Source organism: Streptomyces sp. NBC_01381 (assembly GCF_026340305.1).
Classification (GTDB): domain Bacteria; phylum Actinomycetota; class Actinomycetes; order Streptomycetales; family Streptomycetaceae; genus Streptomyces.
This window is the reverse complement of sequence record NZ_JAPEPI010000001.1, coordinates 632,904-659,790: the sequence shown is the minus strand read 5'-3', so window position 1 is coordinate 659,790 and position 26,887 is coordinate 632,904. Positions and strand designations below refer to the sequence as shown.

25 protein-coding genes are annotated in these 26,887 nt (G+C 70.4%); 13 read left to right on the top strand and 12 right to left on the bottom strand.

All coding sequences use genetic code 11. From position 1 onward, the window contains the following. The first annotated feature begins 55 nt into the window (after positions 1-55). Positions 56-1,060, top strand: coding sequence for an AI-2E family transporter (locus tag OG453_RS03205; protein ID WP_266869689.1), 1,005 nt, complete (start codon positions 56-58; stop codon positions 1,058-1,060). Here the strand turns inward: OG453_RS03205 and OG453_RS03200 are convergent. Continuing rightward, positions 1,057-3,243 carry a SpoIIE family protein phosphatase gene (locus tag OG453_RS03200; protein WP_266864290.1) on the bottom strand — a complete coding sequence of 729 codons (2,187 nt, stop codon included), beginning with the start codon at positions 3,241-3,243 and terminating at the stop codon, positions 1,057-1,059. The two genes, OG453_RS03205 and OG453_RS03200, sit on opposite strands and share 4 nt — an antisense overlap. Positions 3,244-3,406: 163 nt before the next feature. On the opposite strand from OG453_RS03200, the gene aspS reads away from it, so the two are divergent. From aspS to OG453_RS03170, 6 genes are all read left to right on the top strand, one after another. Continuing rightward, positions 3,407-5,191: an aspartate--tRNA ligase gene (gene aspS, locus OG453_RS03195; protein WP_266864288.1), complete on the top strand. Its 1,785-nt coding sequence runs from the start codon at positions 3,407-3,409 to the stop codon at positions 5,189-5,191. Between the two features lie 128 nt (positions 5,192-5,319). Further along, on the top strand, positions 5,320-6,315 hold the full coding sequence (locus OG453_RS03190) for a helix-turn-helix transcriptional regulator (RefSeq protein ID WP_266864286.1): 996 nt from the start codon (positions 5,320-5,322) through the stop codon (positions 6,313-6,315). Between the two features lie 106 nt (positions 6,316-6,421). Beyond that, positions 6,422-7,399 (top strand): intradiol ring-cleavage dioxygenase, encoded by a 978-nt coding sequence (locus OG453_RS03185; RefSeq protein ID WP_266864284.1) that lies wholly within the window; start codon positions 6,422-6,424, stop codon positions 7,397-7,399. Positions 7,400-7,563: 164 nt separating this feature from the next. Continuing rightward, entirely contained in the window at positions 7,564-8,067 is a 504-nt protein-coding gene (locus tag OG453_RS03180) for a SigE family RNA polymerase sigma factor (protein ID WP_266864282.1), read from the top strand. Then, positions 8,060-8,863: a hypothetical protein gene (locus tag OG453_RS03175; RefSeq protein WP_266864280.1), complete on the top strand. Its 804-nt coding sequence runs from the start codon at positions 8,060-8,062 to the stop codon at positions 8,861-8,863. The genes OG453_RS03180 and OG453_RS03175 overlap by 8 nt, the downstream gene beginning before the upstream one ends. Positions 8,864-8,941: 78 nt before the next feature. Next, a complete protein-coding gene (locus OG453_RS03170; protein WP_266864278.1) occupies positions 8,942-9,739 on the top strand; it encodes a L,D-transpeptidase family protein in 798 nt (265 codons plus the stop codon). 30 nt (positions 9,740-9,769) lie between these two features. Here the strand turns inward: OG453_RS03170 and OG453_RS03165 are convergent, their stop codons facing one another. The 3 genes from OG453_RS03165 to OG453_RS03155 form a co-directional block, all read right to left on the bottom strand. Beyond that, positions 9,770-10,345: a DinB family protein gene (locus OG453_RS03165; RefSeq protein ID WP_266864276.1), complete on the bottom strand. Its 576-nt coding sequence runs from the start codon at positions 10,343-10,345 to the stop codon at positions 9,770-9,772. 48 nt (positions 10,346-10,393) lie between these two features. After that, entirely contained in the window at positions 10,394-10,573 is a 180-nt protein-coding gene (locus tag OG453_RS03160) for a hypothetical protein (RefSeq protein ID WP_266864274.1), read from the bottom strand. A gap of 91 nt (positions 10,574-10,664) precedes the next feature. Continuing rightward, positions 10,665-11,378, bottom strand: a complete 714-nt coding sequence (locus OG453_RS03155; RefSeq protein ID WP_266864272.1) for a TetR/AcrR family transcriptional regulator — start codon at positions 11,376-11,378, stop codon at positions 10,665-10,667. Between the two features lie 171 nt (positions 11,379-11,549). On the opposite strand from OG453_RS03155, the gene OG453_RS03150 reads away from it, so the two are divergent. Continuing rightward, a complete protein-coding gene (locus OG453_RS03150; RefSeq protein ID WP_266864270.1) occupies positions 11,550-12,962 on the top strand; it encodes a serine hydrolase in 1,413 nt (470 codons plus the stop codon). Positions 12,963-12,971: 9 nt separating this feature from the next. Here OG453_RS03150 and OG453_RS03145 read toward each other — a convergent pair whose 3' ends face one another. Next, entirely contained in the window at positions 12,972-13,760 is a 789-nt protein-coding gene (locus OG453_RS03145) for a metalloregulator ArsR/SmtB family transcription factor (RefSeq protein ID WP_266869688.1), read from the bottom strand. A gap of 191 nt (positions 13,761-13,951) precedes the next feature. After that, the gene (locus OG453_RS03140) at positions 13,952-14,827 is read right to left on the bottom strand and encodes an NAD(P)-dependent oxidoreductase (protein ID WP_266864268.1); all 876 of its coding nucleotides are present in this window, start codon (positions 14,825-14,827) and stop codon (positions 13,952-13,954) included. Positions 14,828-14,944: 117 nt separating this feature from the next. On the opposite strand from OG453_RS03140, the gene OG453_RS03135 reads away from it, so the two are divergent. Then, positions 14,945-15,532, top strand: coding sequence for a TetR/AcrR family transcriptional regulator (locus OG453_RS03135; RefSeq protein WP_266869687.1), 588 nt, complete (start codon positions 14,945-14,947; stop codon positions 15,530-15,532). A gap of 16 nt (positions 15,533-15,548) precedes the next feature. On the opposite strand, the gene OG453_RS03130 is transcribed toward OG453_RS03135, so the two are convergent. Further along, entirely contained in the window at positions 15,549-19,298 is a 3,750-nt protein-coding gene (locus OG453_RS03130) for a hypothetical protein (protein ID WP_266864266.1), read from the bottom strand. A gap of 123 nt (positions 19,299-19,421) precedes the next feature. Between OG453_RS03130 and OG453_RS03125 the strand changes: the two genes are divergently transcribed. Continuing rightward, positions 19,422-19,895 carry a MarR family winged helix-turn-helix transcriptional regulator gene (locus OG453_RS03125; RefSeq protein ID WP_266864264.1) on the top strand — a complete coding sequence of 158 codons (474 nt, stop codon included), beginning with the start codon at positions 19,422-19,424 and terminating at the stop codon, positions 19,893-19,895. After that, complete coding sequence (locus OG453_RS03120) at positions 19,892-20,680, top strand: class I SAM-dependent methyltransferase (protein WP_266864262.1); 789 nt, start codon at positions 19,892-19,894, stop codon at positions 20,678-20,680. Before OG453_RS03125 ends, OG453_RS03120 begins: the two co-directional genes overlap by 4 nt. Before the next feature lie 4 nt (positions 20,681-20,684). Here the strand turns inward: OG453_RS03120 and OG453_RS03115 are convergent, their stop codons facing one another. The 3 genes from OG453_RS03115 to OG453_RS03105 are packed head-to-tail and all read right to left on the bottom strand — an operon-like array spanning position 20,685 to position 21,915. After that, positions 20,685-20,870 carry a DUF397 domain-containing protein gene (locus OG453_RS03115; RefSeq protein ID WP_266864260.1) on the bottom strand — a complete coding sequence of 62 codons (186 nt, stop codon included), beginning with the start codon at positions 20,868-20,870 and terminating at the stop codon, positions 20,685-20,687. Then, positions 20,867-21,055, bottom strand: coding sequence for a DUF397 domain-containing protein (locus OG453_RS03110; protein ID WP_266864258.1), 189 nt, complete (start codon positions 21,053-21,055; stop codon positions 20,867-20,869). Before OG453_RS03110 ends, OG453_RS03115 begins: the two co-directional genes overlap by 4 nt. A gap of 8 nt (positions 21,056-21,063) precedes the next feature. Next, a complete protein-coding gene (locus OG453_RS03105; protein WP_266864256.1) occupies positions 21,064-21,915 on the bottom strand; it encodes a helix-turn-helix transcriptional regulator in 852 nt (283 codons plus the stop codon). A 232-nt stretch (positions 21,916-22,147) separates the two neighbouring features. On the opposite strand from OG453_RS03105, the gene OG453_RS03100 reads away from it, so the two are divergent. Both OG453_RS03100 and OG453_RS03095 read left to right on the top strand, forming a co-directional pair. Further along, positions 22,148-22,549, top strand: coding sequence for an ATP-binding protein (locus tag OG453_RS03100; RefSeq protein WP_266864254.1), 402 nt, complete (start codon positions 22,148-22,150; stop codon positions 22,547-22,549). Positions 22,550-22,582: 33 nt separating this feature from the next. Continuing rightward, positions 22,583-23,485 (top strand): hypothetical protein, encoded by a 903-nt coding sequence (locus OG453_RS03095; protein ID WP_266864252.1) that lies wholly within the window; start codon positions 22,583-22,585, stop codon positions 23,483-23,485. Between the two features lie 204 nt (positions 23,486-23,689). Here the strand turns inward: OG453_RS03095 and metG are convergent, their stop codons facing one another. Both metG and OG453_RS03085 read right to left on the bottom strand, forming a co-directional pair. Then, positions 23,690-25,321, bottom strand: a complete 1,632-nt coding sequence (gene metG / locus OG453_RS03090; protein WP_266864250.1) for a methionine--tRNA ligase — start codon at positions 25,319-25,321, stop codon at positions 23,690-23,692. A 109-nt stretch (positions 25,322-25,430) separates the two neighbouring features. Further along, on the bottom strand, positions 25,431-26,756 hold the full coding sequence (locus tag OG453_RS03085; RefSeq protein WP_266864248.1) for a VWA domain-containing protein: 1,326 nt from the start codon (positions 26,754-26,756) through the stop codon (positions 25,431-25,433). Positions 26,757-26,887: the final 131 nt, after the last annotated feature.

Here is a 26,887-nt window from a genome sequence, read left to right as displayed (position 1 = left end):
GCGGCCGTGCTCGGGTAGGAGGGTGAGCACCCTTCTGCCCGAGCCCGCGCGGCGCATGGCCGCCTGGAGTGTCGTCCTGCTGCTGGTCACCGGCGTCGCGGCCGTGGCGATCTGGCTCGTCATCATCTTCAAGACGGCCGTCACGCCGGTGCTCCTCGCCTTCCTCGGCACGGCACTCCTCGGGCCCGTCTACCGCTGGCTCCTGAAGATGAAGGTGCAGCGGTCGCTGGCCGCCGGGCTGACCTGCGCGGCCGTCGTCGCGGTCGTCGGCGGCGCGCTGTACTTCGTGGTCAAGGCCCTCATCGACACCGGCGACCAGATCATCGCCTCCCTGAAGCAGGCCGCGGCCGACCTGACGAAGCACTTCGGGGCGGCCGGGACCTCGCTGGAGGACATGGCGTCCAACGCGAAGGACCTGCTGGGCAAGTTCGGCGGATCCGCCGCGTCCGGGGTGATCAGCGGACTGAGCGTCGTCGGTGAGATGATCGCCATGGCCGTCCTCGCGCTGCTGCTCGTCTTCTTCTTCCTGCGCGACTCCGAACGAGCCCTGGGCTCCATTCGCTCGCTCGCCCCGCGCGGCACCGCCGACACCGTCGAGGCGATGGGCCGCCGGGCCTTCGAGGCGGTCGAGGGCTTCATGCGCGGGACCACCTTCATCGCACTCATCGACGCGATCTGCATCACCGTGGGGCTGCTGATCCTGCGGGTGCCGGGGGCGTGGGGTCTTGGGGCGCTCGTCTTCATCGGCGCGTACATCCCCTACCTGGGGGCGTTCATCTCCGGGGCCGTCGCCGTGCTCGTCGCGCTGGCCGACCGGGGAGCGTTCATCGCTCTGTGGGCGCTGGGGGTGGTGCTCGCGGTGCAGGTCCTCGAGGGGCATGTGCTGCAGCCGGTGATCCAGTCGCGGACGGTGCAGATGCACCCGGCGGTGGTGATGCTGGCGATCACCGCGGGCGCCTCGGTGGCCGGGATCCTGGGGATGCTGCTCGCCGTGCCGGTGACGGCGGCGGCCTTCGGGGTGTTCACGGAGCTGCGGGGGCGGTACGCCGGCGCGGGCTAGGCCTCGCCGGACGGGCTTCCGTTCCCCTCGTGCAGCTCGAACCAGATGCTCTTGCCGTCGCCCCGCGGATCCACCCCCCACGCGTCCGCGAGCAGCTCCATCAGGACCAGGCCACGGCCGGACGATGCCAGCTCGCCGGGGTGGCGTTTGTGGGGCAGGTCGTCGCTGCTGTCGGAGACCTCCGCGCGCAGGCGGCGCGTGCCCGGCTCCCCGGTGACCTCGGCGACCAGCAGGGCGTCGCCGTCCGTGTGCACCAGGACGTTCGTGACCATCTCGGAGACCATCAGGACCGCCGAGTCGACCTGATCGGGGTCCGCCCAGTCGTGAAGGAGTTCCCGGACGTGCTGCCGCGCCCCGGCGATCCGCTCCGGCTCGGCCTGCGCGACCGTCAGGACGGTGCGGCGCGCGGCCGTGCGCAGCTCGGGGCGGCCTGTCCTGCGCAGCAGCAGGACCGCTATGTCGTCCTCGCGGCGGTCCGCGAGCGTGCCCGTGGTGTAGTGCGACGAGGGCCCGTGCACGGCCTGTACGAGGGTGTCGGCGAGCTCTTCGAGGCCGTCGCCGCCGTCGCCGTCACCCGCGGCGTCGTACTCCTCCAGGATCTTGCGGATCCGCGTCCAGCCGCTGTCCAGATCGTGGCCGCCGGTCTCGATGAGCCCGTCCGTGCAGACCAGCATCGTCTCGCCGGCCTCCAGGACGAGCCGGGTCGTGGGGTAGTCCGCGTCGGGGTCGATGCCGAGCGGCAGACCGCCCGCGGCGGCGCGCAGCACGACCGTTCCGTCGGCCATCCGTATCGCAGGCTCCGGATGGCCCGCGCGGGCCATCTCCAGGACGCCGGTGGCCGGGTCGGCCTCCACGTACAGGCAGGTCGCGAAGCGGGGGTCGGCCCCGTCGCCGCCCGCCTCGCCGCTGGAGCCGCCCGTGATGCCGTCCGTGATCCCGGAGAGGAAGCGGGTCGCACGGGAGAGCACCGCGTCGGGGCGGTGGCCCTCGGACGCGTACGCGCGCACGGCGATCCGCAGCTGCCCCATCAGGCCCGCCGCGCGCACGTCATGGCCCTGTACGTCGCCGATGACGAAAGCGATGCGGCCGTTGGGCAGCGGAATCATGTCGTACCAGTCGCCGCCCACCTGGAGCCCGCCCCCGGTCGGCACATACCGCGCGGCCACGCTCATCCCCGGGATCCGCGGCCCGAGCAGCGGCAGCATCGAGCGCTGCAGGCCCTCCGTGAGCTCCCGCTCCGATTCGGTGATCCCGGCCCGCGACAGGGCCTGCGCCAGCATCCGGGCCACCGTCGTCAGGACCGAGCGCTCGTCCGGCGTGAACGAGACGGGATAGGCGAAGGCCGCCAGCCAGGCGCCCATCGTGCGTCCCGCCACGGTCAGCGGCAGGAACGCCCAGGACTGCCGCTCGAAGCGCTGTGCCAGCGGCCAGGTCGCCGGATAGCGCTCGTGGTACTCCTCCGGCGACGAGAGGTACACCGCGCGGCCCGTGCGGACCACCTCGGCGGCCGGATAGTCGGTGTCCAGCGGCATCGCCATGAAGGGCGTGTCGTCGCCCGGCTTGTGACCGTGGTGACCGATGACCTTGAGCCGGTCGCCCTCGATCCCGAAGACCCCCAGCCCGTCCGGCGAGAACCCCGGCATCGAGAGCCCGCCGGCGACCCGGAGCACCTCCTCGGTCGACCGCGCCTCGGCGAGCGCACGCCCCGCGTCCAGCAGGAACGCCTCGCGGGAGCGGCGCCAGTCGCCGGTGACCGGGGTGCGATGGGCGGCGCCCGGCGGGGGCTCGGTCACTTCCTGCAGGGTGCCGACCAGCTCGTACGAATGATTGGCCGCGTCCACGATCGGCTTCGAGCGGCTGCGCACGATGCGCAGGACCCGCCGCCCCTGCTCGTCCATGATCCGAAGGCGGGCCTCGGCGAGGGTGCCCTCGGCGACGGCGAGCTGGACGATGCCGTCGATCTCGTTCCAGTCGACGGGGTGGAAGCGGGAGCGCACGCCCGCCTCGGTGAGGGTCTGCGCGCGTGCGGGAAGGCCGAGGAGCCGGGCCGCCTCCGCGTCGAGTGTGACGACCCCGGATGCGTTGTCCCAGCGCCACAGACCGGTCGCGATGGCGGTCAGGACGTCCCGTACGGGAGGCAGGGGATTGTCCCCCGCCTGCTGCGGGGGATCGTCAGTGCGCATTGACCCACTTTAGGAAGATCAGCGGAGAAGGCGCCACCGACGGGGTGCCGGGGAGCCTCCGGAGAGTGCCTCCGGCGGTAATCCGGAAAGCGATCTCCGCCCGGACGGTAGCCTTGGTGCCTGTCTGCTCTCTCCCCTATTCGCGAAGACTGGATGAACGACGATGCATCGGTACAGGTCCCACACCTGCGGCGAGCTCCGCGCCTCTGACGTCGGCTCCGACGTCCGGCTGAGCGGCTGGCTGCACAATCGCCGAGACCTGGGCGGCATCCTCTTCATCGATCTGCGCGATCACTACGGCATCACGCAGCTGGTGGCCCGCCCCGGCACCAAGGCCGCCGAGGTCCTGGACAAGCTCTCCAAGGAGACGGTCGTCCGGGTCGACGGCAAGGCCGTGTCGCGCGGTGCGGACAACGTGAACCCGGAGCTGCCCACGGGCGAGATCGAGATCGAGGCCGCCGAGGTCGAGGTGCTCGGCACGGCCGCCCCGCTGCCCTTCACGGTCAATGCGGACGACGGCGTGAACGAGGAGCGGCGCCTGGAGTACCGCTTCCTCGACCTGCGCCGCGAGCGCATGCACCGCAACATCATGCTGCGCTCCTCGGTGATCGCCTCGATCCGCTCGAAGATGGTCGCCCTCGGCTTCAACGAGATGGCGACGCCGATCCTCGCCGCGACGTCCCCCGAGGGCGCCCGCGACTTCGTCGTCCCCTCCCGCCTGAACCCGGGCAAGTTCTACGCCCTCCCCCAGGCCCCGCAGCAGTTCAAGCAGCTGCTCATGATCTCGGGCTTCGACCGCTACTTCCAGATCGCGCCGTGCTTCCGCGACGAGGACGCGCGCGCCGACCGCTCGCCGGGCGAGTTCTACCAGCTCGACGTCGAGATGAGCTTCGTGGAGCAGGAAGACGTCTTCCAGCCCATCGAGAAGCTGATGACGGAGATCTTCGAGGAGTACGGCAACGGCCGGCACGTCACCTCGCCGTTCCCGCGCATCCCGTTCCGCGAGTCGATGCTGAAGTACGGCAACGACAAGCCGGACCTGCGCGCGCAGCTCGAGCTGACCGACATCACGGACATCTTCGCGGACTCCGAGTTCAAGGCCTTCGCGGGCAAGCACGTGCGCGCGCTCCCGGTCCCGGACACGGCGTCGCAGTCCCGCAAGTTCTTCGACGGCCTCGGTGACTACGCCGTCGAGCAGGGCGCGAAGGGCCTGGCCTGGGTGCGCGTCGCCGAGGACGGCTCGCTGACCGGCCCGATCGCCAAGTTCCTGACCGAGGCGAACGTGGAGGAGCTCACCAAGCGCCTCTCGCTGGCCCCCGGCTACGCCGTCTTCTTCGGTGCGGGCGAGTTCGACGAGGTCTCCAAGATCATGTCGGCCGTCCGGGTCGAGGCCGCCAAGCGCGCGGGCCACTTCGAAGAGGGCGTCTTCCGCTTCTGCTGGATCGTCGACTTCCCGATGTACGAGAAGGACGAGGACACCGGCAAGATCGACTTCTCCCACAACCCCTTCTCGATGCCCCAGGGCGGCATGAAGGACCTGGAGGAGAAGGACCCGCTGGACATCCTCGCCTGGCAGTACGACATCGTCTGCAACGGCATCGAGCTGTCCTCCGGCGCCATCCGTAACCACGAGCCCGAGGTCATGCTGAAGGCCTTCGAGATCGCGGGCTACGAGCGCGAGACGGTCGAGCAGGAGTTCGCGGGCATGCTCCGCGCCTTCCGCCTCGGCGCCCCGCCGCACGGCGGCATCGCCCCCGGCGTCGACCGCATCGTGATGCTCCTCGCGGACGAGCCGAACATCCGCGAGACCATCGCGTTCCCGCTGAACGGCAACGCGCAGGACCTGATGATGGGCGCCCCCTCCGAGCTGGAGGAGTCGCGCCTTCGCGAGCTGAACATCGCGCTGCGCAAGCCGGTCGCCTCCGGCAAGGGTGACGCGGACAAGTAAGCCTGGGCTTCGGCCAGTTGGGCCCCGGGACCGGCACGGTCCCGGGGCCCTTCGCGTCCATCAGTCGTTTATCGGCGCCACTTACCGTGACAGCCCGCACACTCGCATAACCATGGTCGGGGGACGGCATGGCGCTGCGTATCCACTTCACGGCAGAGGACCTGGCGCGTACGACGGTCGCGGCGCGCCCGGACATCATGTGGGAGCTGACGATCAGCCTCCACCGGCTCCAGGCGCCACGGCGCACCGCACGCTGCAGGCCCTGGCTCGGCCACGTACGCGACCGTCTGGGCAGGCGGGATCTGCGGAGCGTGCTGCACACCCTGACGACGCTCGTGCCGGCGCGCGGAGACTTCCCCGACTTCCTCACGCCGCCGGGGCAGTTGGACTTCGCCGACGCGCTCGACGTGATCGCGGGGGGCGGCGGCCGGATGTTCGCCGACGACCTCGCCTCGGTCTTCCGCGTACGCGAACGCCCCTTATGGATACGTCAGTTGGCAGACGGCGACCGCGAGCGGAGCCGGGAGCTGCTCGACGCGCTCGCCGTGTACCACCGCGAACTCCTTCGCCCCTGCCTGCCCGAGCTCGACGAGACGGTCCTCGCTGAGCGGGCGGTGTGCGGGCGGCGGGTCCTGGACGGTGGGATCGGCAAGCTGCTCGGGGTCCTCTCGCCGTCGGTCCGGTGGGCGTGGCCGGTGCTGACCACCGACTATCCGGTCGACCGTGACCTGCACCTCGCGGGCCGGGGCATCACCCTCGTCCCGTCCTTCTTCTGCGCGACGCCGGTGACGCTGATCGACCCCGAACTGCCGCCGGTGCTTGTCTATCCGGTCACCGGCGCGGGGCCGCGTGCCGCTGCCGGTACGGACGGTACGGACGGCCTCACGCCGGTGCTCGGGCGCACGCGCGCGCTGGCGATCCGGGCTCTGGTCCACCCCTACTCGACGAGTGAACTGGCCCTGCGGATAGGTGTATCGGTGGCGAGCGCGAGCCGGCATGCGGCGGCGCTGCGGGATGCGGGGCTCGTCAGCAGTACGCGGGAGGGTGGCGTGGTGCTGCATGCGGCTACGCGGCTGGGGAGGGAGCTGGCTGGGGGTGGGCGGGAGTTGGCGCGTACGTCGTGATGCGTGCCCTGCGACCGCGTACGCATTGCTGTGTGTACGCATTGCTGTGTGTACACACAGCCGGCGCACACGTCTGTGACAGGTGAGGTCCCTAGCGTCCAGGCCCATGACGGAGAACAGCGAACGAGACGAGCCGCAACGGACGATCACACCCCAAGGTCCGGCCCACAAACGGGACTTGACGCGCCGCAAGGTCCTGGTCGCGAGCGGGGCCGCGGTGGCGGCGGTCGGGATCGGCGGCGCGGTGGCGGTGAGCGCGAACGCGGAGGGCACGGCGGAGGCGGGTTCCTCGGCGACCGGTTCGGCGACGGGTTCGGCGACGGCTTCGGCGGCCGAGGCCTGCTACCGCCTGACCGGCGAGACGACTGAGGGCCCGTACTACATCGACGCCGACAAGATCCGGAAGGACATCACCGAGGACCGCGAAGGCATCCCCTTCACCCTGCGCCTCAAGGTGATCGACTCCGACACCTGCAAGCCGCTGAAGCGCGCGGCGGTGGACATCTGGCACTGCGACGCGCTGGGGATCTATTCGGGGTACGAGTCGCTGAGCGGCGGGGGCGGCGGGACCCCGCCCAGCGGTGAGCCGACCGGGACTCCCTCCGGCACTCCCACGGGCACGCCCCCGTCCGGCGGCCCCGGTGGAGGCGGCGGAGGCGGCGGCCACGAGGCGCCGACGGACGACGAGCGCTACCTGCGGGGCACGCAGCTCACCGACAACAGCGGCCATGTGGAGTTCAAGACGGTCTTCCCCGGCTGGTACCGGGGCCGTGCCGTGCACATCCACACCAAGGTGCACGTCGGCGGCAAGATGACGGACGACGGCTACGAGGGCGGCCACACCTGCCACACGGGCCAGTTCTTCTTCGCGGAGACGGCGGTCCTCGCCTCCGCCGAGGGGGCCCCGTACTCCACGAGCACGACGGAACGCACGACGCTCGACGAGGACACGATCTACGGCGGAGGCGGCACGCAGGACGGCCTCCTGAAGCTCAAGTACCGCAAGGGGCGCATCGAGAGGGGCGTGGTCGGCTCGCTCACGATGGGGGTCGACCCGGACGAGACGCACGACGGTACGTCGTAGGCCTGGGCGCAGGCGCGGTGAGGTGCGGGGCCCGGAACCAAAAGGTTCCGGGCCCCTCTTCTCTTTCCGGGGGCGGGCGACTCTCCTTTCGGGGGCGGGCAACCTGATCGGCGGCCCATCGCGTTCCACGGATATGGGAGACCGAGGAGAACGGCGGGGATGCGATGCGAGGTGGCGGCTTCGAGTTCGAGGAGTTCGTCGCCGCCAGTGGGCCGCGGCTGCTGCGGATGGCGTGGCTGCTCACGGGCGACGCGCATCTCGCGGAGGACCTGCTGCAGACGGCGCTCGCGAAGGTCTGGCCGAAGTGGCGGCGGATCGGCCAGGAGCATCCGGAGGCGTACGTACGCAAGGTCCTCGTCAACACCCACACCTCGTGGTGGCGCCGGCACTGGCGGGCGGAGGTCCCGCACGGCGAACTGCCCGAGCGGGCAGGCGAGGTGGACGTGTACGAGGGTGTGGACCTGGAGCAGTCGCTCGCCGCTGCCGTGCGGCGGCTGCCGCCGAGACAGCGGGCGGTGGTGGTCCTTCGCTACTTCGAGGACCTCGGCGTGGACGAGACGGCCGGAATCCTCGGCTGTACTCCGGGCACGGTGAAGAGCCAGTCGGCGAAGGCGCTGCGCACGCTGCGTGCCGCGCTGCCGGCGAGGGAGGCGGACCGCTGTGAGTGAGGACGCCCCTGACACGTACGACGAGGACACCCATGACGCGTACGACGAGGAACGCGAGCTGACGGTGTTCCTTGAGCGGGCGGTCCCGCGCCCGCAGGCCCCCGCCTCACGCCTTGCCCGCGTGCGCGAGCGTGCCGCGCGCAGCCGCAGGCGCAGGATCGCGGCGGGGGCGGCGGCCTCGGTGGCGGGGCTCGCCCTCGCCGGGGTGCTGATGCCGCAGGCGCTGCGGCCGTCGTCCGACCCGGAGGTGGTACCGCCGGCGGCGACACCGCCGAGCAGCCCGAGCGCGGGTGAACGGGACGTCACCTACCGGGAGTTGGGCGGTGGCCTGACCCTGCGTCTCCCGGCGGACTGGCAGGCGCTTGCGGTCCCCGCGGACGACAGGACGAAGAGCCCGCCGTTCGGCTTCGCCGGCACGCAGCGGCTCACCCCGTACAAGCAGCCGTGCAAGCCCGACGAGCCGGGCGGCTGGTGCAACCCGCTGGACCGTATCGACCCGGAGGACGGCGCGCTGCTCGTACTGCGTTCCGACAAGGAGGGCGGCCTCGACAAGAGAGCGACGAATCCGCCCCGGTTCACGAGTGGGACCTTGCGGAAGTCCTGTGCGCTGGCGGGGGGAGGGCTCAGCTTCACGGCCGTGCTCGAATCCCCGGAGCCGGGGCGAGTGATCGTGGCGAACCTGTGCCTGGCCCCGGGCGACTCGAAGCCCCGCCTGGCCGAGGCGAACCGGATCATCGGGTCGGCGCATTTCGGCTCGGAGGGCTCACCGCCGGCAACGGCCCCGGCGAAGACCTGACGCTCACCGGACACTCCGCACCCAGGCCCGTAGCGCCCCCCGCACCCTTGTTTTCGCGCGACATCCCAGGAGACCCGCATGCCTTCTTCCAGACGCCCTCACGCTGCCGCGTACCCCACCGCGTACGCCGCCGCAGGCGCGGCACTCACCCTGCTGCTCACCTCGCTGCTCACCGCGTGCGGAACCGGCGCGCAGGCCGGCGGGCGCCAGAGCGGTGAGGCGGTGACGGTCAGCGAGGCGCCCGGGACGAGCCACACGACCACCCCCGAACGGCCCCGCGAGATCCCGGCGTTGGGGCCGAAGACCCGGTCCCGCATACCCGCTTCCTCGACCCAGGCCCTGGTCGTCACGGGCGAGGCCCCCGACGCGAACCGAGCGACGGCGATGCTCTACACGCGCAAGTCCCCCTCCGATGCTTCCGGTTGGCGCCCGGCGTCGGACCCCTGGCCCGCGCACAACGGGTTACGGGGCTGGACATCACGCCACGTGCAGGGCGACCGCAAATCCCCCGTCGGCGTCTACGGCCTGACCGACGCGGGCGGCCTCCTCCCGGACCCCGGAACCCGCTTCCCCTACGACCAGGGCCCGGCCTTCACCGCGCGCGGCACGGGCTTCAAGGGCGAGCCGCTGGCCGGCTCCTTCGACTACGTCATCGCCATCAACTACAACCGCGAGCCGGGCAGGACCCCGCTGGACTGGACGCGCCCGTTGGGTGCGGGGCGTGGCGGCGGCATCTGGCTGCACGTGGACCACGGGGGCCCGACGCAGGGCTGCGTGTCGCTGCCGAAGGCGCGGATGAAGGAGCTGCTGCGGAGCCTGGACCCGGCGCGGAAGCCGGTGGTCGTGATGGGGGACGCGGGGGCGCTGGGCGCGTAGGCAGGGCAGGCGGCGGTGCATGCCGCGGTCTTACATCCCCGTGGCCCCGTCGATCCGCTCCCTCAGCAGGTCCGCGTGCCCGTTGTGTCGCGCGTACTCCTCGATCATGTTGATCAGGACCCTGCGCAGCGAGACCGGCTCACCGGTGGACCTGCGGATGCCCGTCACGTCCAGCGATCCGGCCGCATCGACGATCCGCCGCGAGCGCTCGCACTCGGTGTGCCAGACGGCGAAGGCCTCCCGGGCGTCGCCGGTGAGGTCGCCGAAGTCCTGGTCCGGGGCGTCGTCCGAGTAGTAGAGCAACGGGACGTCCTCGCCCGAGAGCTGGATGCGGAACCACCACCGCTCGACCCCGGCCAGATGCCGCACGAGCCCGTGCAGCGACATCCCGGAGGGGGACACCGCCCGCTGGGAGAGCTGCTCCTGGGTCAGGCCCGCGCACTTGAGCTCGAAGGTGGCGCGGTGCCAGTCCAGGGAGGTCGTCAGCGCCTCCCGCTCACCGCCCACGCCGGGCGGCGGCCGGCGGGTGTCACCGCTCCAACGGGGCGCGTAGTGCAGGGATGTTGGTGTGTCGCTGTGACTGCCGCTGCCCGCTTCTTCGGTCATGCGGCCGAGTGTGACAGCCGCCACTGACAACGGCTGCCGGGATACTTCTCAGGCGGCGGGTGCCCGTGAGGCGTGGGCTTCGGCCTCGGCCCATTCGGTGACAAGCCGCTCGTACACCAGGCGCTCGTCGGGGCGGAGCCGTCCGCCCGCGTGCAGCCAGAGCGCACGGATCTCCTCGTTGACCTCGTCGGCGGTGCGTCGCCGGTCGGGGGAGGGAGTCGTGGCCATACCGTGAAGCCTACGTAGGAAAATGTGAAGACGGCGTCAAGTCACGCCGCCTCCCCGCATGACTTAGATCACCCTGAGTCCCCGTACGCGTTCAGGGCGTGGCGCGACCGAGGCGCACCTCGAGCCCGTCGAGCACGCGCTGGAGCCCGTAGTCGAAGCCCTCGTCGCGGGCCCGCTCCGGATTCCCGACCTGCGGGTCCCCGTCCCTGTCTCCGTCTTCGCTCCCGCCCTTGTCGGATGGCAGGTTCTGTGCGAACTCCTGCTCGCTCACGCCGCTTCGGGCGATCAGCGACAGATACGCGGCCTCGCTGGTCGCCATGCCGATGACGTACGCGATGACGGTGCGCATGGCCTGCCCGGTCTCGTCCGGGGGGAAGCCGGCTGCCGCGTACACGGAGGTCATCCGCTCCGACATCCGCGTCACGTTCGGGCCGAGGTGGATGAGGCCGACCTGGCCGAGCACGGAGGCGACCCAGGGGTGGCGCAGGATCATCGCGCGCAGGCTCTGGGCGCTGCGGGCGGCAGCCGTCCGCCAGTCCGCCGTGTCCGCGGCGGGGAAGTCCAGCTCTCCGTAGACCTCGTCCACGACCAGCTCGATCAGCTCGTCCTTGTTGGCCACGTGCCGGTAGAGCGAGGTGGCGCCCGCGTCGAGGCGGGTGCCGAGCTTGCGCATGCTGAGCGATTCCAGGCCGTCCGCGTCGAGGAGCCGGACGGCCTCGGCCACGATCTGCTCGCGGCTCAGCTGCTCACGCCCGCGGCGCGGGCGGGTCCAGACCGAGGCGATCGGCTTCTCGGCGGCGGGCATGGGGCCTCCTCGTGAGTTTCCGGCGTCCCACGGTAGCCGTCGCGCACGCTGTGCGCATCTTGCGTACGACGATCCTCCATGCGTACAGTCCATGCGTACAGTGTTCGCAACAAGAGCACGCCGTACGCAACTGTACGCATCAGTCGACCATCGCCTCGAAGAGGAGCCCCCATGTCGCACGTGTCGGAGCAGCAGACCGCCCCCGGGAAGAAGTTCGACCTTGAGTACTGGCAGGCCCGCTTCGACGAGCTGCGTGCCGCCCACCACGTGCCGGGAGCGGCACTCGCGGTGCTCGTCGACGGGGAGATCCACGAGCTGGCGAGCGGTGTGCTGCACCGCGGGACCGGCGTGGAGGTGACCACGGACTCGGTGTTCCAGTCCGGTTCGATCGCCAAGGTCTACACGGCGACGCTGATCATGCGCCTCGCCGACGCGGGCGAACTGGACCTGGACGCGCCGGTGAAGGAGATCCTCCCGGAGTTCGAGGCGGCCGACGAGGACGCGACGCGCACCATCACCACCCGCCAACTCCTCTCCCACACCAGCGGGTTGACGTGTGATTTCACCTACGACGCGGGGCGCGGCGACGACTGTCTCGCCCGGTACGTCGAGGCCGCCAAGGGCGTGGCCATGGACTGCCGCCCGGGCACCGCGATCTCCTACAGCGGCATCGCCTACAACGTCCTCGGCCGCATCATCGAGGTCCTGACGGGCCTGACCTGGGACCAGGCCCTGAAGGACCGCCTCTTCGCCCCCCTCGCCCTCGAACGCTCCATGACGCTGCCCGAGGAGGCGCTCTCGTACCGCGTCGCGATGAGCCACCTCGGGGAGCCGGGCCAGGACCCGGACCCGGCCCCCGCCTGGGACCTGATGCCGCGCTCGGCGGGCCCGTACGGCAGGGTCCTCGTCTCCGCCGGTGACGTGGCGCGGCTGGCCAAGATGCACCTCGACGGTGGCACGGCCCCCGACGGGACCCGGCTGCTGAGCGCCCGGGCCGTCGAGGAGATGCAGCGCCGCGTGGTCGACGTACCCGACAAGTGGACGGTCAGCGCGGACGGTTGGGGCCTCGGCTGGACCCTCTACGACTGGGATGGCATCGCGGGCTACGGCCACGACGGCGCGGCGATCGGCCAGTACGGCTACCTGCGCGTCGTCCCGCACGCGGGCGTGGTCGTCTCGCTCCTCACCAACGGGGGCGGCGCCCGCGAGCTCTACGCCGCCCTCTTCCGCGAGCTGCTCGGCGATCTTGCGGGCGTGCGGATGCCGGACGCCTTCGAACCGCCCGCGCAGGCACCGGAGGTGGACTTCTCCCGGTACGTCGGCACGTACAAGCGCGCGGGTGTCGTCATCACCGTCTCCGAGCGAGACGGCGCGCCCCACCTGGTCTACGAGTTCGTGGACGGCATGAAGGACTTCTCGCCGGCGCTGGATGTGGAGCTGTACGCCGTGACGGAGACGGTCTTCGCGGGTACGGGCGCGGGTCCGTCCTTCAGCGAGGGCTATATGCCGGTGGTGTTCTCGACGCTGTCCGACGGCACGGAGTGCTGCTACATCGGGATGCGGGCGGCGCCGAAGGTCTCCTGACGCCCGCCGTCACGCGCCCGCGGGCATCTCCCACGGCTCCTGGGGCAGCGGACTGCCGGTCTCAAGCAGCGACTTGAGGTTGGAGAGGACGGCGGGCCACCCCGATCCGACATCCTTCAGCTCCTGCTCGCTCGCGAGGTTCTCGTGGGTGACGGTGAGGCGGACGATCCCGCCGTGCGGCTGAATGTCGAAGATGACGCGCGAGGGCTCGGCGTCGCGGTCGTTCGGGTCGCCCCAGGTGGTGACGAGCCGCGTGGGCGGCACGCTCTCCACGACGGTGCCGACGACGTCGTCGATGCCCGATCCGTCGATACGCCGGTGGGCCCAGCCGGACCCGGCCTTCCACTCCCCGTCGGAGACGTTGCTGTGCCCCCAGTAGGCGGCGGTCAGGTCGGCGTCGGTGAGGGCGTGCCAGACCTTGTCAGGGGTGCTTTCGATGTACGTCACGTACACGTACGAGGGCTTGGTGCTGGTGCTTTCGCTGCTCATGGTGGCGTCCTCCGCCTGTCGCTTGATCGCGCCCAGTGCCCGCAGCCGGGGCTGCTCGAACCGGTCGATCCACCGCTCCTGGATCTCATGGAGCGGCACGGGATTGAGGTAGTGGAGCTTCTCGCGGCCGCGCCGTGCGGTGCTGACGAGATTCGCGGCCTCCAGGATCCCCAGATGCTGGGTGGCCGACTGCCGCGACATCTCGACCCGCTCGCACAGCTCCCCCAGCGTCTGTCCGCCCCGCTCGCGCAGCAGGTCGAGCAGATACCGCCGGGTGCGGTCGGCGAGGGCCTTGAACACCTTGTCGATGTCGGGCCCCGCGCCGCCGCTGGTCGTCTCTTGGCTCACATCTCCATCATGCAGGCAAATGCCTGCATGTCAAACCCCGATGAGCCGCTCACGGCAGTCGCCGCAGGTCAGGTGGTGTGGGAAGGCGGAGGAAGCGGCTGTCAGCCGACGGCGTCAGGGTCGCCGGCCGGTGCGTCCGTGCCTTTGGATGCTCACCCCTTCCGCATCACCTCCACCGCCCGGCTGAAGCTGTCCGCCCCGTGTCCGGCGTCCATCACGCGCCGGAAGATGTCGCGGACCGCCTCCGGGAACGCGGTGTCCACGCCCGCGTCGGCCGCGGTGTGGACGACGTGTTCCATGCTGGCCAGGCCCATCGAGGTGCGGTCCACGTCGCCGGCGTGGTTGCCGGCGTCGATGCGGGGTGCGTAGAAGTCGATGAAGTGCCCCATGCCCGCGAAGTTCTCGGCGGCGTACGGGGCGATCTCCGCCGCCGTGATGCCGTGCGCGGCGGCCACGGCGACGGCCTGCCAGTAGGCGATCATCGCCGGCCAGAAGATGACCATGTTGAGCTGGTACATGAGGGCGGCCAGGCCCGGGTCCTCGCCGCGGTAGTCGGACTTGCCGGTGATGACTTCGAGCGCGGCGCGGTGCGTGTCGTACGCCTCGCGCGGGCCGCTGTAGAAGGTCGACGTTTCCGGCGTCCCGATCAGCGGAGGGGGTGACAGGACACCGCCGGTGAGGTGGATCCCGCCGAGCCCGGTCACCCAGCGGGCCCCCGCCCGCGCCTTCTCAGGGGTGTCGGAGCTGAGGTTCACGAACACCCGGCCCGCCACGGCGTCCTTGGCCTGATCGAGCACCCCGTACATCGCGTCGTAGTCGATCAGGCTGAGGATCACCAACTCATTGGCGGAGATGGCCTGTTCGGGGGTCTCGGCGAGGGTGGCGCCACGCTCTACGAGGGCGTCGGCGCGGGACGGGGTGCGGTTCCAGAGGGTGACGCGGTAGCCGCGGTCGAGGTAGGCGGCGGCCATGGCCTGGCCCATGGGGCCAAGACCGATGACGGTTACGGACTGTGGGGTGGAAGGCATAATTCGACTCCATGCAGTTACTAGAACGATCGCTCTATCTAGCGCGTGGGGAAAACGTAGCACGCGGCTAGAACGAACGCTCTACTTAATGATGGGTAAGGTGAGGCCATGTCCCCCATGCCCCAGAGCAGCTCGGCCCTCAGCACCCGCGACCGGATCGTGTCCGTCTCCGCACGCCTCATCCAGCGGCAGGGCTATGTGGGCACCGGCATCAAGCAGATCGCCAAGGAGGCGGAGGCGACGCTCGGCTCCGTGTACCACTTCTTCCCGGGCGGCAAGGAAGCCGTCGCGGTGGCGGCAATCAAGTACAGCGACGAGGAGTTCGCGGCGGTGCTGCGGGACGCGCTGGCGCGCGAGGCGGACCCGGCGGCGGCGATCGAGGCCTGCGCGGTCGAACTTGCCGTGGGGCTACGGGAGTCGGGCTGGGTCGACGGCTGCCCCGTCACGGCCGCAGCCCTGGAGACGCTCGGCACGGACTCGGAGATCCAGCGGGTGTGCGCCGATGCGCTGCGGGGGTGGGAGGCCATCGTCGAGGAGAAGCTCCTGGGCGCGGGTTTCGCGGCGCAGGATGCCCGGGAAGTGGCGACGACCGTGATCAGCGCCTTGGAAGGCGCCGAGGTGACGGCCCAGGTCAACCGCAGCGAGGAGCCGCTGCGGGCGGCGGGGCGGCAGTTGGCCCGGCTTGTGCGGTCTTACGGGCGGTGAGGCGGGCCGCCGGATTTCAGTAGGCGGTCAGGCGGGGCCATACGTCCGGGGCCGTGAGGACGTCGAGGGTGCTGGGGTCGGCGTGCAGCAGGGCCGGGAGTGCGGTGATCCAGTTGCTGTGGTGGACCGCCAGGGCGGCGGCCTTGGTTGCCCGTTCGGGGGGTAGGGCGAGGGCGAGGGCCTTGCAGGCGGTGGCCGTGGCCTGGGGGGACGCGGGGAAGGCCTGGGCGAGGGCTTCGGCTCGGGGGATGTCGCCCGCTTCGGCGAGGGCTCCGATGAGGCCGGACAGGGAACTGCCCTCGTCGTCGCGTACGCCGGTACGTCCGCGCACGAAGGCCTCGGCTCGGTCGCTCTGGCCGGTGGCGACGAGGGCACGGGTGAGCCCCGCGAACTCCCCGGGGTAGGACTCGTAGGAGCCGATCTCCTGGGCCCGGTCGAACATGGCGGTCATGGTCGCGTGGTCGCCCAGGGCGAACGCGGCTCGGGCGACGGCCGCCTGCGGGCCGCAGCGCGTCAGTGAGTTCCGGCCCGCTGCCTTCATGAGCTCCTGGTAGTGCCTCCTGGCCTGCTCCAATTGACCGTCCCGCGCGAGACCTTCGATGATCTCGGCCATGGCCTCCACGTGGAGGTCCACAGCAGCGAGTGCGGACCAGGCCAGGTCGAGGGCAGTGTCGAAGCGCCCGTGCCCGGCATGGCGCTTGGCCAGGTCACTGAGGGCGCGATCGCGGCTCCGCTGGAGGGTGAGGTCGGCGACCAGCGCCTGAGCGAGGTGGGGCTGGCCCGCGGCGGCCAACTCCTCGATGACGGCCATCAGCCAGCGGTCCGTATGGCTGTTGTGGGACAGGGGAGCGGCTCTCATCCTCAGGACGCGCTCGAACTGCCGGGTGGCCGCCAGTGCCTGGGCCACGGCGGCGTGGGGCATGGCGACGCGGGGAGAGGGGTGGTAGAGGTCCCGGCGCAGGTCCAGGTCCAGCCGCTGCTCGATGCGGTGCAGGAGCGCCAGCGCTTGTTCGCTGTGGCCCGCCCCGGCCAAGGCGGTGGCTGCGGTGGCCCGTTCGTGGAGGTCGGAGAGCAGAGGAGTGGTGTCACGGTAGCCGGACTCGGCCTGGGCGAGGACTGCTTCGGCATCCTTGATACGGCCCCCGGTCGCGAGGTCCCGGGCAACAGCGACCAGGCCCACGGCCCGCCAGGTCCAGGCGGGGATGGTGGTCGCCAGGCTCAGCGCGGCGTCAGCCTGCCCGACCGCGAGCAGGACCTTGCACTTCCAGGCCAGGTCCACCGGCTCCGGCGGGAGGATCCCGTCCCAAGGCTCCGCCAGCCGGAGCGCGAGCCCGTGCTGCCCGGCGGCGGCCAGAGCCAGGGTGACCGGGCCGCTGCTCGCGCGCCTGATGATGAGCTCCTGCGCGGTGCGCGCGGCGTCGTCGTGACGGCCATGGCTGATCAGGGCCCGGCACAGGTCTCGGGACAGGCCAGTGCCGTCCGCGAAGCCGGGGGAGCAGCCTGCTGTCAGCCGCAGAGCGCGGTCGGCCTCCCCGGCCTGAGCCATGGCCAGGGCGACCTTCGCGCGGTCGGCGTCGTAGGGCCAGGTGCCGGCGATGGCCTCGGCGCGGTCGTAGTCGCCGGTGGCGATCAGGACCAGGCAGGTGTCGATCTGCATCCGAAGGTCGTCCGCGCTGTGTGTGAGGGAGCGGACCGAGGCCTCCCCCACGCCCTCCACCAGCGTCCGAGCGTGCTCGACGTCCCCCCGTCCCGCGAGCACCAGCGCGATCTCCGCGCGTACGGCGTGCGCGACGGGCTCGGCGGCCTGGCCCCCGCCCTGAAGCCTGTCGGCGAACGCGAGGCCACGCTCGTCCTCGCCCAACTCCGCATAGGCCTTGGCCATTTCCCGCAGCAGACGGGTGGAGCGGTACACCCCGCCTCGGGTCGCGGCTTCGTCCGCCTTACGGAAGAGCTCGGCTGCCCGCTCGGGCGCGCCGCCCTCTGTTGCGGCGAGGGCTGCCCTGAGCAGCCCCAAGGCACGTACGTAGTTCCGCTCGGCGGCCTCGGCGAACGTTTCGGCCTCGTCGTACCGCCCGTGCTCCGCCAGCGCGCGCGAGACGAGCGGAACAACCTTCTCCAACACACCATGCGAGCTGATGGAGGCCGTCAGTGCGACAGCCCGTTCCAACTCGCCCCAGGCGAGCCACGTCTTCACCATGGGGGTGAAATGCCACGGTTCATGGCCCTGATGGTCCTTCTGGAGGACCGCGGCCTCCGCGTGACGCAACACCTCGACGGCGCGCCCGATGTCTCCCCGCTTCCGCAGGGCGTTGCCGACTCTGATGAGAGCCCAGACCTGACCCCCAAGGCTCGGCATGCTCCGCGCCAGGGCCTCGGCCCGATCCGCGTACCCCAATACGGCCCATGCCTCGGGCAGTTCACGCGGCACAGCCGCATTGCGCCGCCGCAAAATGTCCCGCTGCAAGGCAAGCCGCAGCATGTCCCCCAGCGGCTGCCCACCCCCCTCGACAATGGCCTCCTCCCCCGTGCGGATCTCCGCGAGGGTGGCGACGTCCCCGCCCGTGTCCCCGTAGAGCCGCTCATGCCGGGCCGGATCGGCAGCCAGGGCGACGAGGCGCGGCACATCCCCGTGCTCCCGCAGCATCGCGAAGTAGCCGCGCAGCAGATAGGCCGGCGTCTCCGGGGGCCACCCGCGCTCCCGGTACTCGGCGGCCCACGAGTGCAGTCGCTCCCGGTACTCCCCGAGCGTGGCCTCGCCGATCAGCCGCCGGGCCTGGAGATGCAGTTCCTGGTGGGCGAGGAGGTAGGCCCCCTCGCGCACCTCAAAGGTGCGGCCGGACGCCGTACGCAGCACGTCCTGGAGGCGAAAGGGCGCCGAGCCGGTCAGCTGGGCGAGATCGTCGAGGCTCAGCCCACCGCCCGCAGCGGTGAGCAGCCCGAGCGCATCAAGGTGATCGCCACCGGCCCGAAAGAGCCGCCCCAGCTCCTGCTCGGCGGAGCTACGGACGGCCCCGGCCCAGGATGAGGGCTCCAACTCCCGTACGACATCAGGCCTGTTCAGCGGATGAGTGTCCGGCACATCGGCCGGCAACGGAGGATTCGGCCGCCCCGCGACAACAACCCGCAACGCGTCGTGCGGAACCCGCGCCACCAGCCCCGCCACGCTATGGGCATCGGGCCCGTCCGTGACCCCCCGATCCTCGTCGAGCCCGTCCACGATCAGCACGAGCCGCTCGCCCCGCCCCCGGCACTCCCGCGCGGCGCGCCCGAAGAGCCGCAGCAGATGCGCCTCCCGGGTCGCCTCCGTCAGCTGCGGCGGTACGGGCTCGCCCACCAGCTCGGCCAGTTGCTCAAGCACGACCTCCACAAAGGCACCGCGGTCGTTCTGCGCGGCCAGCCGTGCGGTGATGAAGAAGGGCACGACGCGGACGCCCTCCGGCGGATGCAGCGCGAACCACGCGAGCAGCGCGCTCTTCCCGGCCCAGGGCCCGGCCCGCCACCAGGCGAAGGAGTGCTCGCCCATGCCCTTGCAGAAGGCGGCAAGCTCCTCCAACTCAGCCTCACGGTCGTGAAGTCGGGTGGGCGCGATGTTCCGTACGTGCTCCCAGTACGCGGAGTGCGCGGGCTGCTGCCGCGGCCCGGTGGAGTCGCCGTAGATGGTGACCGGCCCGTTGAAGTCCCGCCCTTGGATGACGATGCCTTGCCGCCCGCCGGAGACGGAATTCTCGACATCGCCGAGCTCACCGGCATCACGGGCGCCGCTCACAAGTCCTCCCAGTCCACGGGGCGTTGGTGGCACCAGGGTAAGTCGGGTGGGCTGCCAAGGGGGGCGGGCCGCGATGGGAGGCCCCGCCCATTACTTGCTTGTGCAAGCAGATACTGTCCCCGCATGAGTGGACGCACACCGGCGGATGCGGGCGACGCCGACAAGTTCGCGAGTGACGGCGAGGACGACCGTTGGTGCATGGCCGTCCGGCTTCTCGGGCGTATCGAGCGGCAGTTGGACGTCACCTTGCAGCGGCGCCACGGCCTCCCGCTGTCCGACTATCGCGCGCTGTGCGCCCTCAGCAAGGCCGATTCCGGTGACTCCATGCGCATGGGGGAACTGGCCGACCGCATCGGCCTGAAGGACAGCACCGTGACTCGCCTCCTCGCCCGCCTGGAGGCGCAGGACCTCGCGGAGCGCGTGGCCGGGCGGGGCGACGGGCGTGCCGTGAGTGCGGCGCTCACCGAGGCGGGGCGTTCGCGGTACGCCGAGGCCACGCCCACCTACCGGGCCGCGCTCGGGGCCGAGCTCGACGCGGCCCGCCGCAATGTCCACCTAGCAGATCTCGCCATCTGGATACGAGGGAGCTTCGCGTGACGGAACCAAGTGCGACGACGACAACGACCAAGGCCATCACGCATTACGAGACGCTGCTGGCCGAGCACTTCTCCTGGATGCTCGGCGGCGACATCCCGGCGGCGGCCGCCCAGCAGACCGAGCTGCTCCGTGACCTCGGGGTCACCCCGGCCGGGAACGGGGCGACCGCCGTGGACCTGGGCTGCGGCCCCGGCACGCAGAGCCTGGCCTTGGCGGCGCTCGGGTTCGCCCCGGTCATGGCCGTGGACACGAGTGCGGAGCTGCTGGCTGAACTGGCCGCGCACGTAGAGGAATCGGGCGCCGGCATCCGCCCCGTCCACGCCGATCTGCGCACCGCCCTGCGGGAATTCACCTCGCCGGGCACGGTCTCGGCGGTCGTCTGCATGGGCGACACCCTCACGCACCTCCCGACCCGGGCCGACGTGACCGCGCTGCTCGCAGACGCCGCCGTCGCGCTCTCCGAGGGCGGCCACCTGGTGATCACCTACCGCGACCTCACCGCACCGCTGCACGGCACCGACCGCTTCTTCCCGGTCCGCGCGACCGAGGACAAGCTCCTGACCTGCTTCGTCGAGTACGCGGATGAGGAGACCGCCACGGTCCACGATCTGCTGCACACGCGGGAGGGCGGGACCTGGCAACTACGGACCGGCAGCTACCCGAAGCTGCGGATCGCCGCTTCGTGGCTGGAGTCACGCTGTCACGAGGCGGGCCTCACGGTACGGAGCAGCGAGATGGGGCAGCGGGGGATGCGGGTGCTGCACGCGGTGCGGGGTGGTGGCTGAGGGGCTACCGCTCGGTTGCCTTGATGGCACGGAGGAGGTGGGCCAAGGCTGCTGGGGCGGGGGTGAGTTCGGTGGTGGGGTCGTTGCTTTCGCGGAGGTGGAGGTGGGGGCCGGTGGCGGCCACTTCGACGCAGGCGTTCCCGTCTCCGCTGCCGGAGAAGGATGACTTCTGCCAGGCGGTGGGGCTCATGGCCGGTTCGCCTTGATGGTGCGGAGGAGGCGGGCCAGGGCTGCGGGGGCGGTGGTCAGTTGGGTGGTGGGGTCGTCGCTTTCGCGGAGGCGGATGTGGGGGCCGGTGGTGGCCAGTTCGACGCAGTTGTTGCCGTCTCCGCTGCCGGAGAACGACGACTTCTGCCAGTTCTCGGGGGTGGCCATGGCTTGCCTCACAGTTCCTTGGTCAACTCATGGATGAAGTCACGCGAATGGTCGGGGTCGAGTGACGCCCTCTTCACCTTACGGAAGAGCGTTCGAAAGTGGTCCAGTTGGGCCTCGGAATCGATGAACGCGGTGCCGTGTGGGGCATCCCGCAACACAGTGCCAAGGCGGGGAATCGGCCCGCCCACGTGCATCATGGCGCAGCTCGCGCCCGCGAAGTCGTCCAGATCGAACGGGATGACCCGCACCGTCACGTGGTCCGCCTCGGACAGGCCGAGGAGCTGGTCCAGTTGAGATCGGAACGCCTTGCGGCCGCCGACCCTGATGCGTAGTGCCGACTCATGGATGATCGCTTCGTACTCGACGGGGTCCTCTCCTTCGAGGATGGTGCGCCGCCTCATGCGATGGCTGACCAGAGTCTCGAGTTCACTGGCAGGGAACTCGGGTCGCGTGTACGAGAACACCGCTTGCGCATAGTCGCTGGTCTGCAACAGGCCCGGCACGTGCAGCAGTTCTACGTCGTGCCGGAACGTCGCGTGATGCTCCAACTCGGCGACATCCAGGAACACCGGTGGCAGTACACCCCGGTACTCCTCCCACCAGCCGCGAGTGCGGTCGGTCGCGATGGCCGTCAGGGCGCCGATCAGGTCCTCGTCCGTGCATGCGTAGTGGCCCGCCAGACGGCGCAGGCGCACTTCACTCACGCCTGACAGGCCGGACTCGATATGGGTCATCTGCGCGGCGTTCACTCCGAGCAGCGCGGCGGTTTCCCGCGCCGTCATGCCCGCTGCCTCGCGCAACTTGCGCAGCTCGGCGCCCAAGCGCAGTTGTCGAGCGGTGGGGTGGGAACGCAGCGCCATTTACATCTCCTCTGTGCAACTCACCTGCTGGAGTGCCCCGTTCGGGTGCCAGGTTACGGGAATGGCTTGCAGCACCTAAATATTGAGGTCTACCGTCAGTGACGCGTCGCAAACGCTGCGAGACCGGGACCCCGGAAGCGCACCACCCCGTCATGCCATGACGGCGGTGACATGCCACCGCCCTGCACCTGCCGCGTCCCGCCAACTCCCTCACGCCAACAGGAGTTCTCGCATGCCCGAAAGCGACCCGCCCTGGGAGTACACCCTGTACGTCCCGAACGACCTCCGCGCAGTCACGATCTGCCGCCGCGCCCTCCGCCTCATCCTCACGCTCCACTGCCTGTCCCAACTCACCGACCTGGCCGAGCTGTTGGCGACGGAGCTCGTGTCCAACGCCGTACGCCACACCAAAGGCCCCGCCGCTCTCCGCCTCCGCTACTCCGACGGAGTCCTCCGCATCGGGGCGTGGGACGCCGACCCCACACCACCGGCCCCGCCCCTACGTACCGCCGACGTGGACGCCGAGCAGGGGCGGGGCCTGGACCTCGTACGGGCCTGCGCCGACGGCTGGGGCTGGTACCCCGTGGCGACCGACTCCGGCAAGTACGTCTGGTGCGAACTCTCCGCTGCCTAGCTCGTTGATCACGCCGAAAAGAAAGGGGACCCGATGGTCAGCTCGTCACATGAAGCGCTGCACCGGATCTTCCAGAAGGACGCCGGTCTGCTGGTCCGATCTCTCCAGCGTCTGCTCCACATTCCGTTCCCGGAGCCCCGGGAAATCAAGGCCCTTGATGTGGACCTCACGGAGATCGAACCGATCGAGCGCCGCTGCGACAGCCTGTTAAGGGTCGACACGGATGACGGCAACTTCCTCTTCGTCATCGAGTCGCAGGGCAGGAAAGACGAGGCCAAGCGCGGGAGTTGGGCCTACTACCTCTCGTATCTCTACGAGAAGTACCACTGCGAGCCGGTGCTGATCGTCGTGACCCAGAGCGCGGCAACGGCCCGCTGGGCCGCGAAGCCCATCCAGTTCGGGCTGCCGGGCTGGCCTTCGCTCACCGTGCGTCCACTGGTCCTGGGGCCGGAGAACGTGCCGGTGATCGCGGACCGGCACGTGGCCGAGCGGGATGTCCCCCTTGCGGTGTTCTCGGCGATTACGCATGGAAGAGGGCAGGGTGCCGCCGCCATACTGGGAGCACTGGCTGAGGCTTTGAAGACCATCGACCCCGAGGCGGCGGGTTCGTTCGCACAGCTCACCCGGTCCGGTCTGGTGGACCCCCGGGCAAAGGAGATCTGGGAGGAACTGATGACGGTGACCAAGTACTTCTTCGACCACCCGTTGGCGGAGCAGGTGCGGGCCGAGGGCCGGGTCGAGGGCCGGGAAGAGGGCCGGGTCGACGATCGCGCGGAGATGGTTCTGAACAACCTCGTTTGGCGTGGCCTGGACGTGCCGCCCGCCGTCCGCGAGCGAGTGACAGCCTGCACCGACCTGGACCAGCTCACCGTCTGGGCGCGGCGGGCGCTTCAAGTGTCCGATGCCACCGAGGTGTTCAGCGACGACGAAACCTGACCAGGACGCCGTGGTGGGCGAGGGCATCACGGAGCGGGAGCGCCAGGCTCTGCATGCCCTGTGGCCGCCTCCTCACCCGTGCGGGGGCTGAGGCGAGAGCGAACAAGAGCACAGGGCAGGACGAGTGAGCAGCACGAGTGAGGGCCCCGGAACCTGTCGGTTCCGGGGCCCTCACTCACGTACGGGAAGGGGCGAGGCCTGGGCCTACGCGTCCTTCTTCGGCTCCTCCAGGCGCGGGAACAGCACCGCGCCCTTCGTCACCGTCGCGCCCGCGGGGAGCGTGCCCCAGGTGGCGGCGGTCTGGACGTCCTGGTCGGCGAGGGCGCCCAGGAGGGGCTCCGCGCCGAGGGAGTCCCAGAGCTTCTGGGAGGTGTCCGGCATGATCGGGTTCAGCAGGACCGCCACCGCGCGGAGTGACTCCGCCGCCGTGTAGAGGATGGTCGCGAGGCGGGCCTTGCCCTCCTCCGAGTCGTCCTTGGCCACCTTCCACGGCTCCTGCTCCGTGATGTAGCCGTTGACCTGCTTCACGAAGTCGAAGATCGCCAGGATGCCGCCCTGGAAGTCCAGCTCCTCGCCGATCTTGCGGTCGGCTTCCGTGACGGCCTTCGCCAGGCCCTCCTGGACCGCCTTCTCGGCGTCACCGGAGGCCGTGGCCTCCGGCAGTGCGCCGCCGAAGTACTTGCCGACCATCGCCGCGACGCGGGAGGCGAGGTTTCCGTAGTCGTTGGCGAGCTCGGAGGTGTAGCGGGCCGTGAAGTCCTCCCACGAGAACGAGCCGTCGCTGCCGAAGGCGATCGCGCGCAGGAAGTACCAGCGGTAGGCGTCCACGCCGAAGTGGGACGTGAGGTCCTGCGGCTTGATGCCCGTCAGGTTCGACTTCGACATCTTTTCGCCGCCGACCATGAGCCAGCCGTTCGCGGCGACCTTGCCGGGGACCGGCAGGCCCTGCGCCAGCAGCATCGCGGGCCAGATCACCGCGTGGAAGCGGAGGATGTCCTTGCCGACCAGGTGGACATTGGCCGGGAAGGTCTCGTCGAACTTGTTCTGGTTCGCGCCGTAGCCGACCGCCGTCGCGTAGTTCAGGAGCGCGTCGATCCACACGTAGATCACGTGCTTGTCGTCCCACGGGACCTTGACGCCCCAGTCGAACGTCGAGCGGGAGATCGAGAGGTCCTGCAGGCCCTGGCGTACGAAGTTCACGACCTCGTTGCGGGCCGACTCCGGCTGGATGAAGCCGGGGTTCGCCGCGTAGAGCTCCAGGAGCTTGGGGCCGTACTCGCTGAGCTTGAAGAAGTAGTTCTCCTCCTTGAGGAGTTCCACCGGCTTCTTGTGGATGGGGCAGAGCTTCTGGCCCTCGTACTCGCCCTCGCCGTCGATCAGGTCGCCGGGGAGCTTGTACTCCTCACAGCCCACGCAGTACGGGCCCTCATAGCCGCCCTTGTAGATCTCGCCCTTGTCGAAGAGATCCTGGACGAACTCCTGCACGCGGTCCGTGTGACGCTTCTCCGTCGTGCGGATGAAGTCGTCGTTCGCGATGTTCAGGTGCTCCCAGAGGGGCTTCCAGGCCTCGGTGACGAGCTTGTCGCACCACTCCTGGGGGGTGACTCCGTTCGCCTCGGCCGTGCGCATGATCTTCTGACCGTGCTCGTCCGTGCCGGTGAGGTACCACACCTTCTCGCCGCGCTGACGGTGCCAGCGCGTGAGCACGTCCCCTGCAACGGTCGTGTAGGCGTGGCCCAGGTGAGGAGCGTCGTTTACGTAGTAGATGGGGGTCGAGACGTAGAACGCCTTTGCGTTCTCGTCCGCTCCCTGCTTCTCGGATCCAGTGGCCGCCATGGTCGAAATCCTAACGGCCGGATGGAGATCGACTCACATCGATTCCAGGGGGTGGACCCGGGGCTTCCGGTGCCACCCCCTGGTCGACGTGCGGTTGTGGGTCCTGCGGCTACGGGCGCCAGGCCGCCAGGAGGCCCTCGTACAGCTCCTTGTCCGTGAGCTCCTTGGGCGTGGGGCCCGCGTGGAAGAAGGCGGCGTTGTCCGCCTTCAGCTTGCGGAGGTAGTCGAAGCCCTTTGCCTCGTGGTCGCCGAACGCCACGAACTGGAAGAAGAGGGGGTGCTTGGCCGCGTCGGTGAGGGCCTGGGTTGCCGGGCCCTTGGCGTCGGGGGCGCCGTCCGTCTGGAAGATCACCAGGGCCGGGGCGCCCTTGTGGTCGGACTTCTCGTAGTGGGTGACGACCTCCTCGATGGCGCGGTGGTAGCTGGTGCGGCCCATGTGGCCCGCCGCGGCGTGCAGCTCGTCGATGCGGCCCTCGTGCTCGGGGAGGGTGAGGGTGCCGGTGCCGTCGATGTCCGTGGAGAAGAAGACGACGTGGACCGTGGCTTCGGGGTCCGTGTGGGCGGCCAGGGCGAGGGCCTGTTCGCCCAGGCTCTGGGCGGAGCCGTCCTTGTAGTACGGGCGCATGGATCCGGAGCGGTCGAGGACCAGGTACACCGGGGCGCGGGTCCCCGTGAGGTCCCGCTTCTTCAGGGCGGCGCCGGCGGCCTTGTAGGCGGCGGCCAGTGCCGGGGCCTTGGACTTGATCTTGGCGGGGGTGGTGGCGGGTTTCCCGGTGCTGGCGGCCTCGGGCTCCGTTTCGGCGGCTTCCTCGGTAACGGTGGCTTCGGGCTCTGCCGAGGTCACGGGTGCCTCTGCCGCTTCATCGGCGAGGGCAGCTTCGGGCTGTGCCCACCCGTCCCGCCCAGCGGGACGATTGCCCACAGAAGCAGCGTCGACGGCCGGCTCGGGCTCGGTGGTCACAGAAGTAGCGTCGACGTCGGGCTCGGCCTCGGCTTCGACGGCCGGCTCGGGCTCGGCGGTCACAGCGGCGGTGTCGAGCTCGGGCTCGGGCTCCGCCTCGGCTTCGGTCACCGGCTCGGGGGCAGCGGCGGCGTCGAGCTCGGGCTCCGCCTCGGCCTCGGTGGGTACAACCTCTGCCTCCGGTGCCGGGGAAGCAGCGGGCACCTCCGCCGGGGTGGGGGCCGTTTCAGCCGCGGGCTCGGGCTCGGTCGACTGCTGGGCCGGGACCGATACGTTGTCGAACGCCGCTGCCACGAGCGCGGCCGCCTCCGACGGAGTCGGCTCGTGGCTGGGGGCCGGTACCGAGACCTTCTGTTCCGGCCGCTGCTCCGGCTCAACCTCACGCTCCGGCGTCGCCGCAGCCTCAGGCTCAGCCGTAGCCCCCTTACGTGACGACCGTCCGAACGCATTCCGCAGGACACTCAGAATGCCCATGGGTGCACCCCTTCGCGTGAGTTGATTCCCGATAACCCCTGGCCAGGGCGGACACGTAAGGTTAGCCGCCGCCTTCCGCGATCTTGGCGAGGGTCGCCGTAGGGTCACCCTTACCACTCACCCGCACGTCA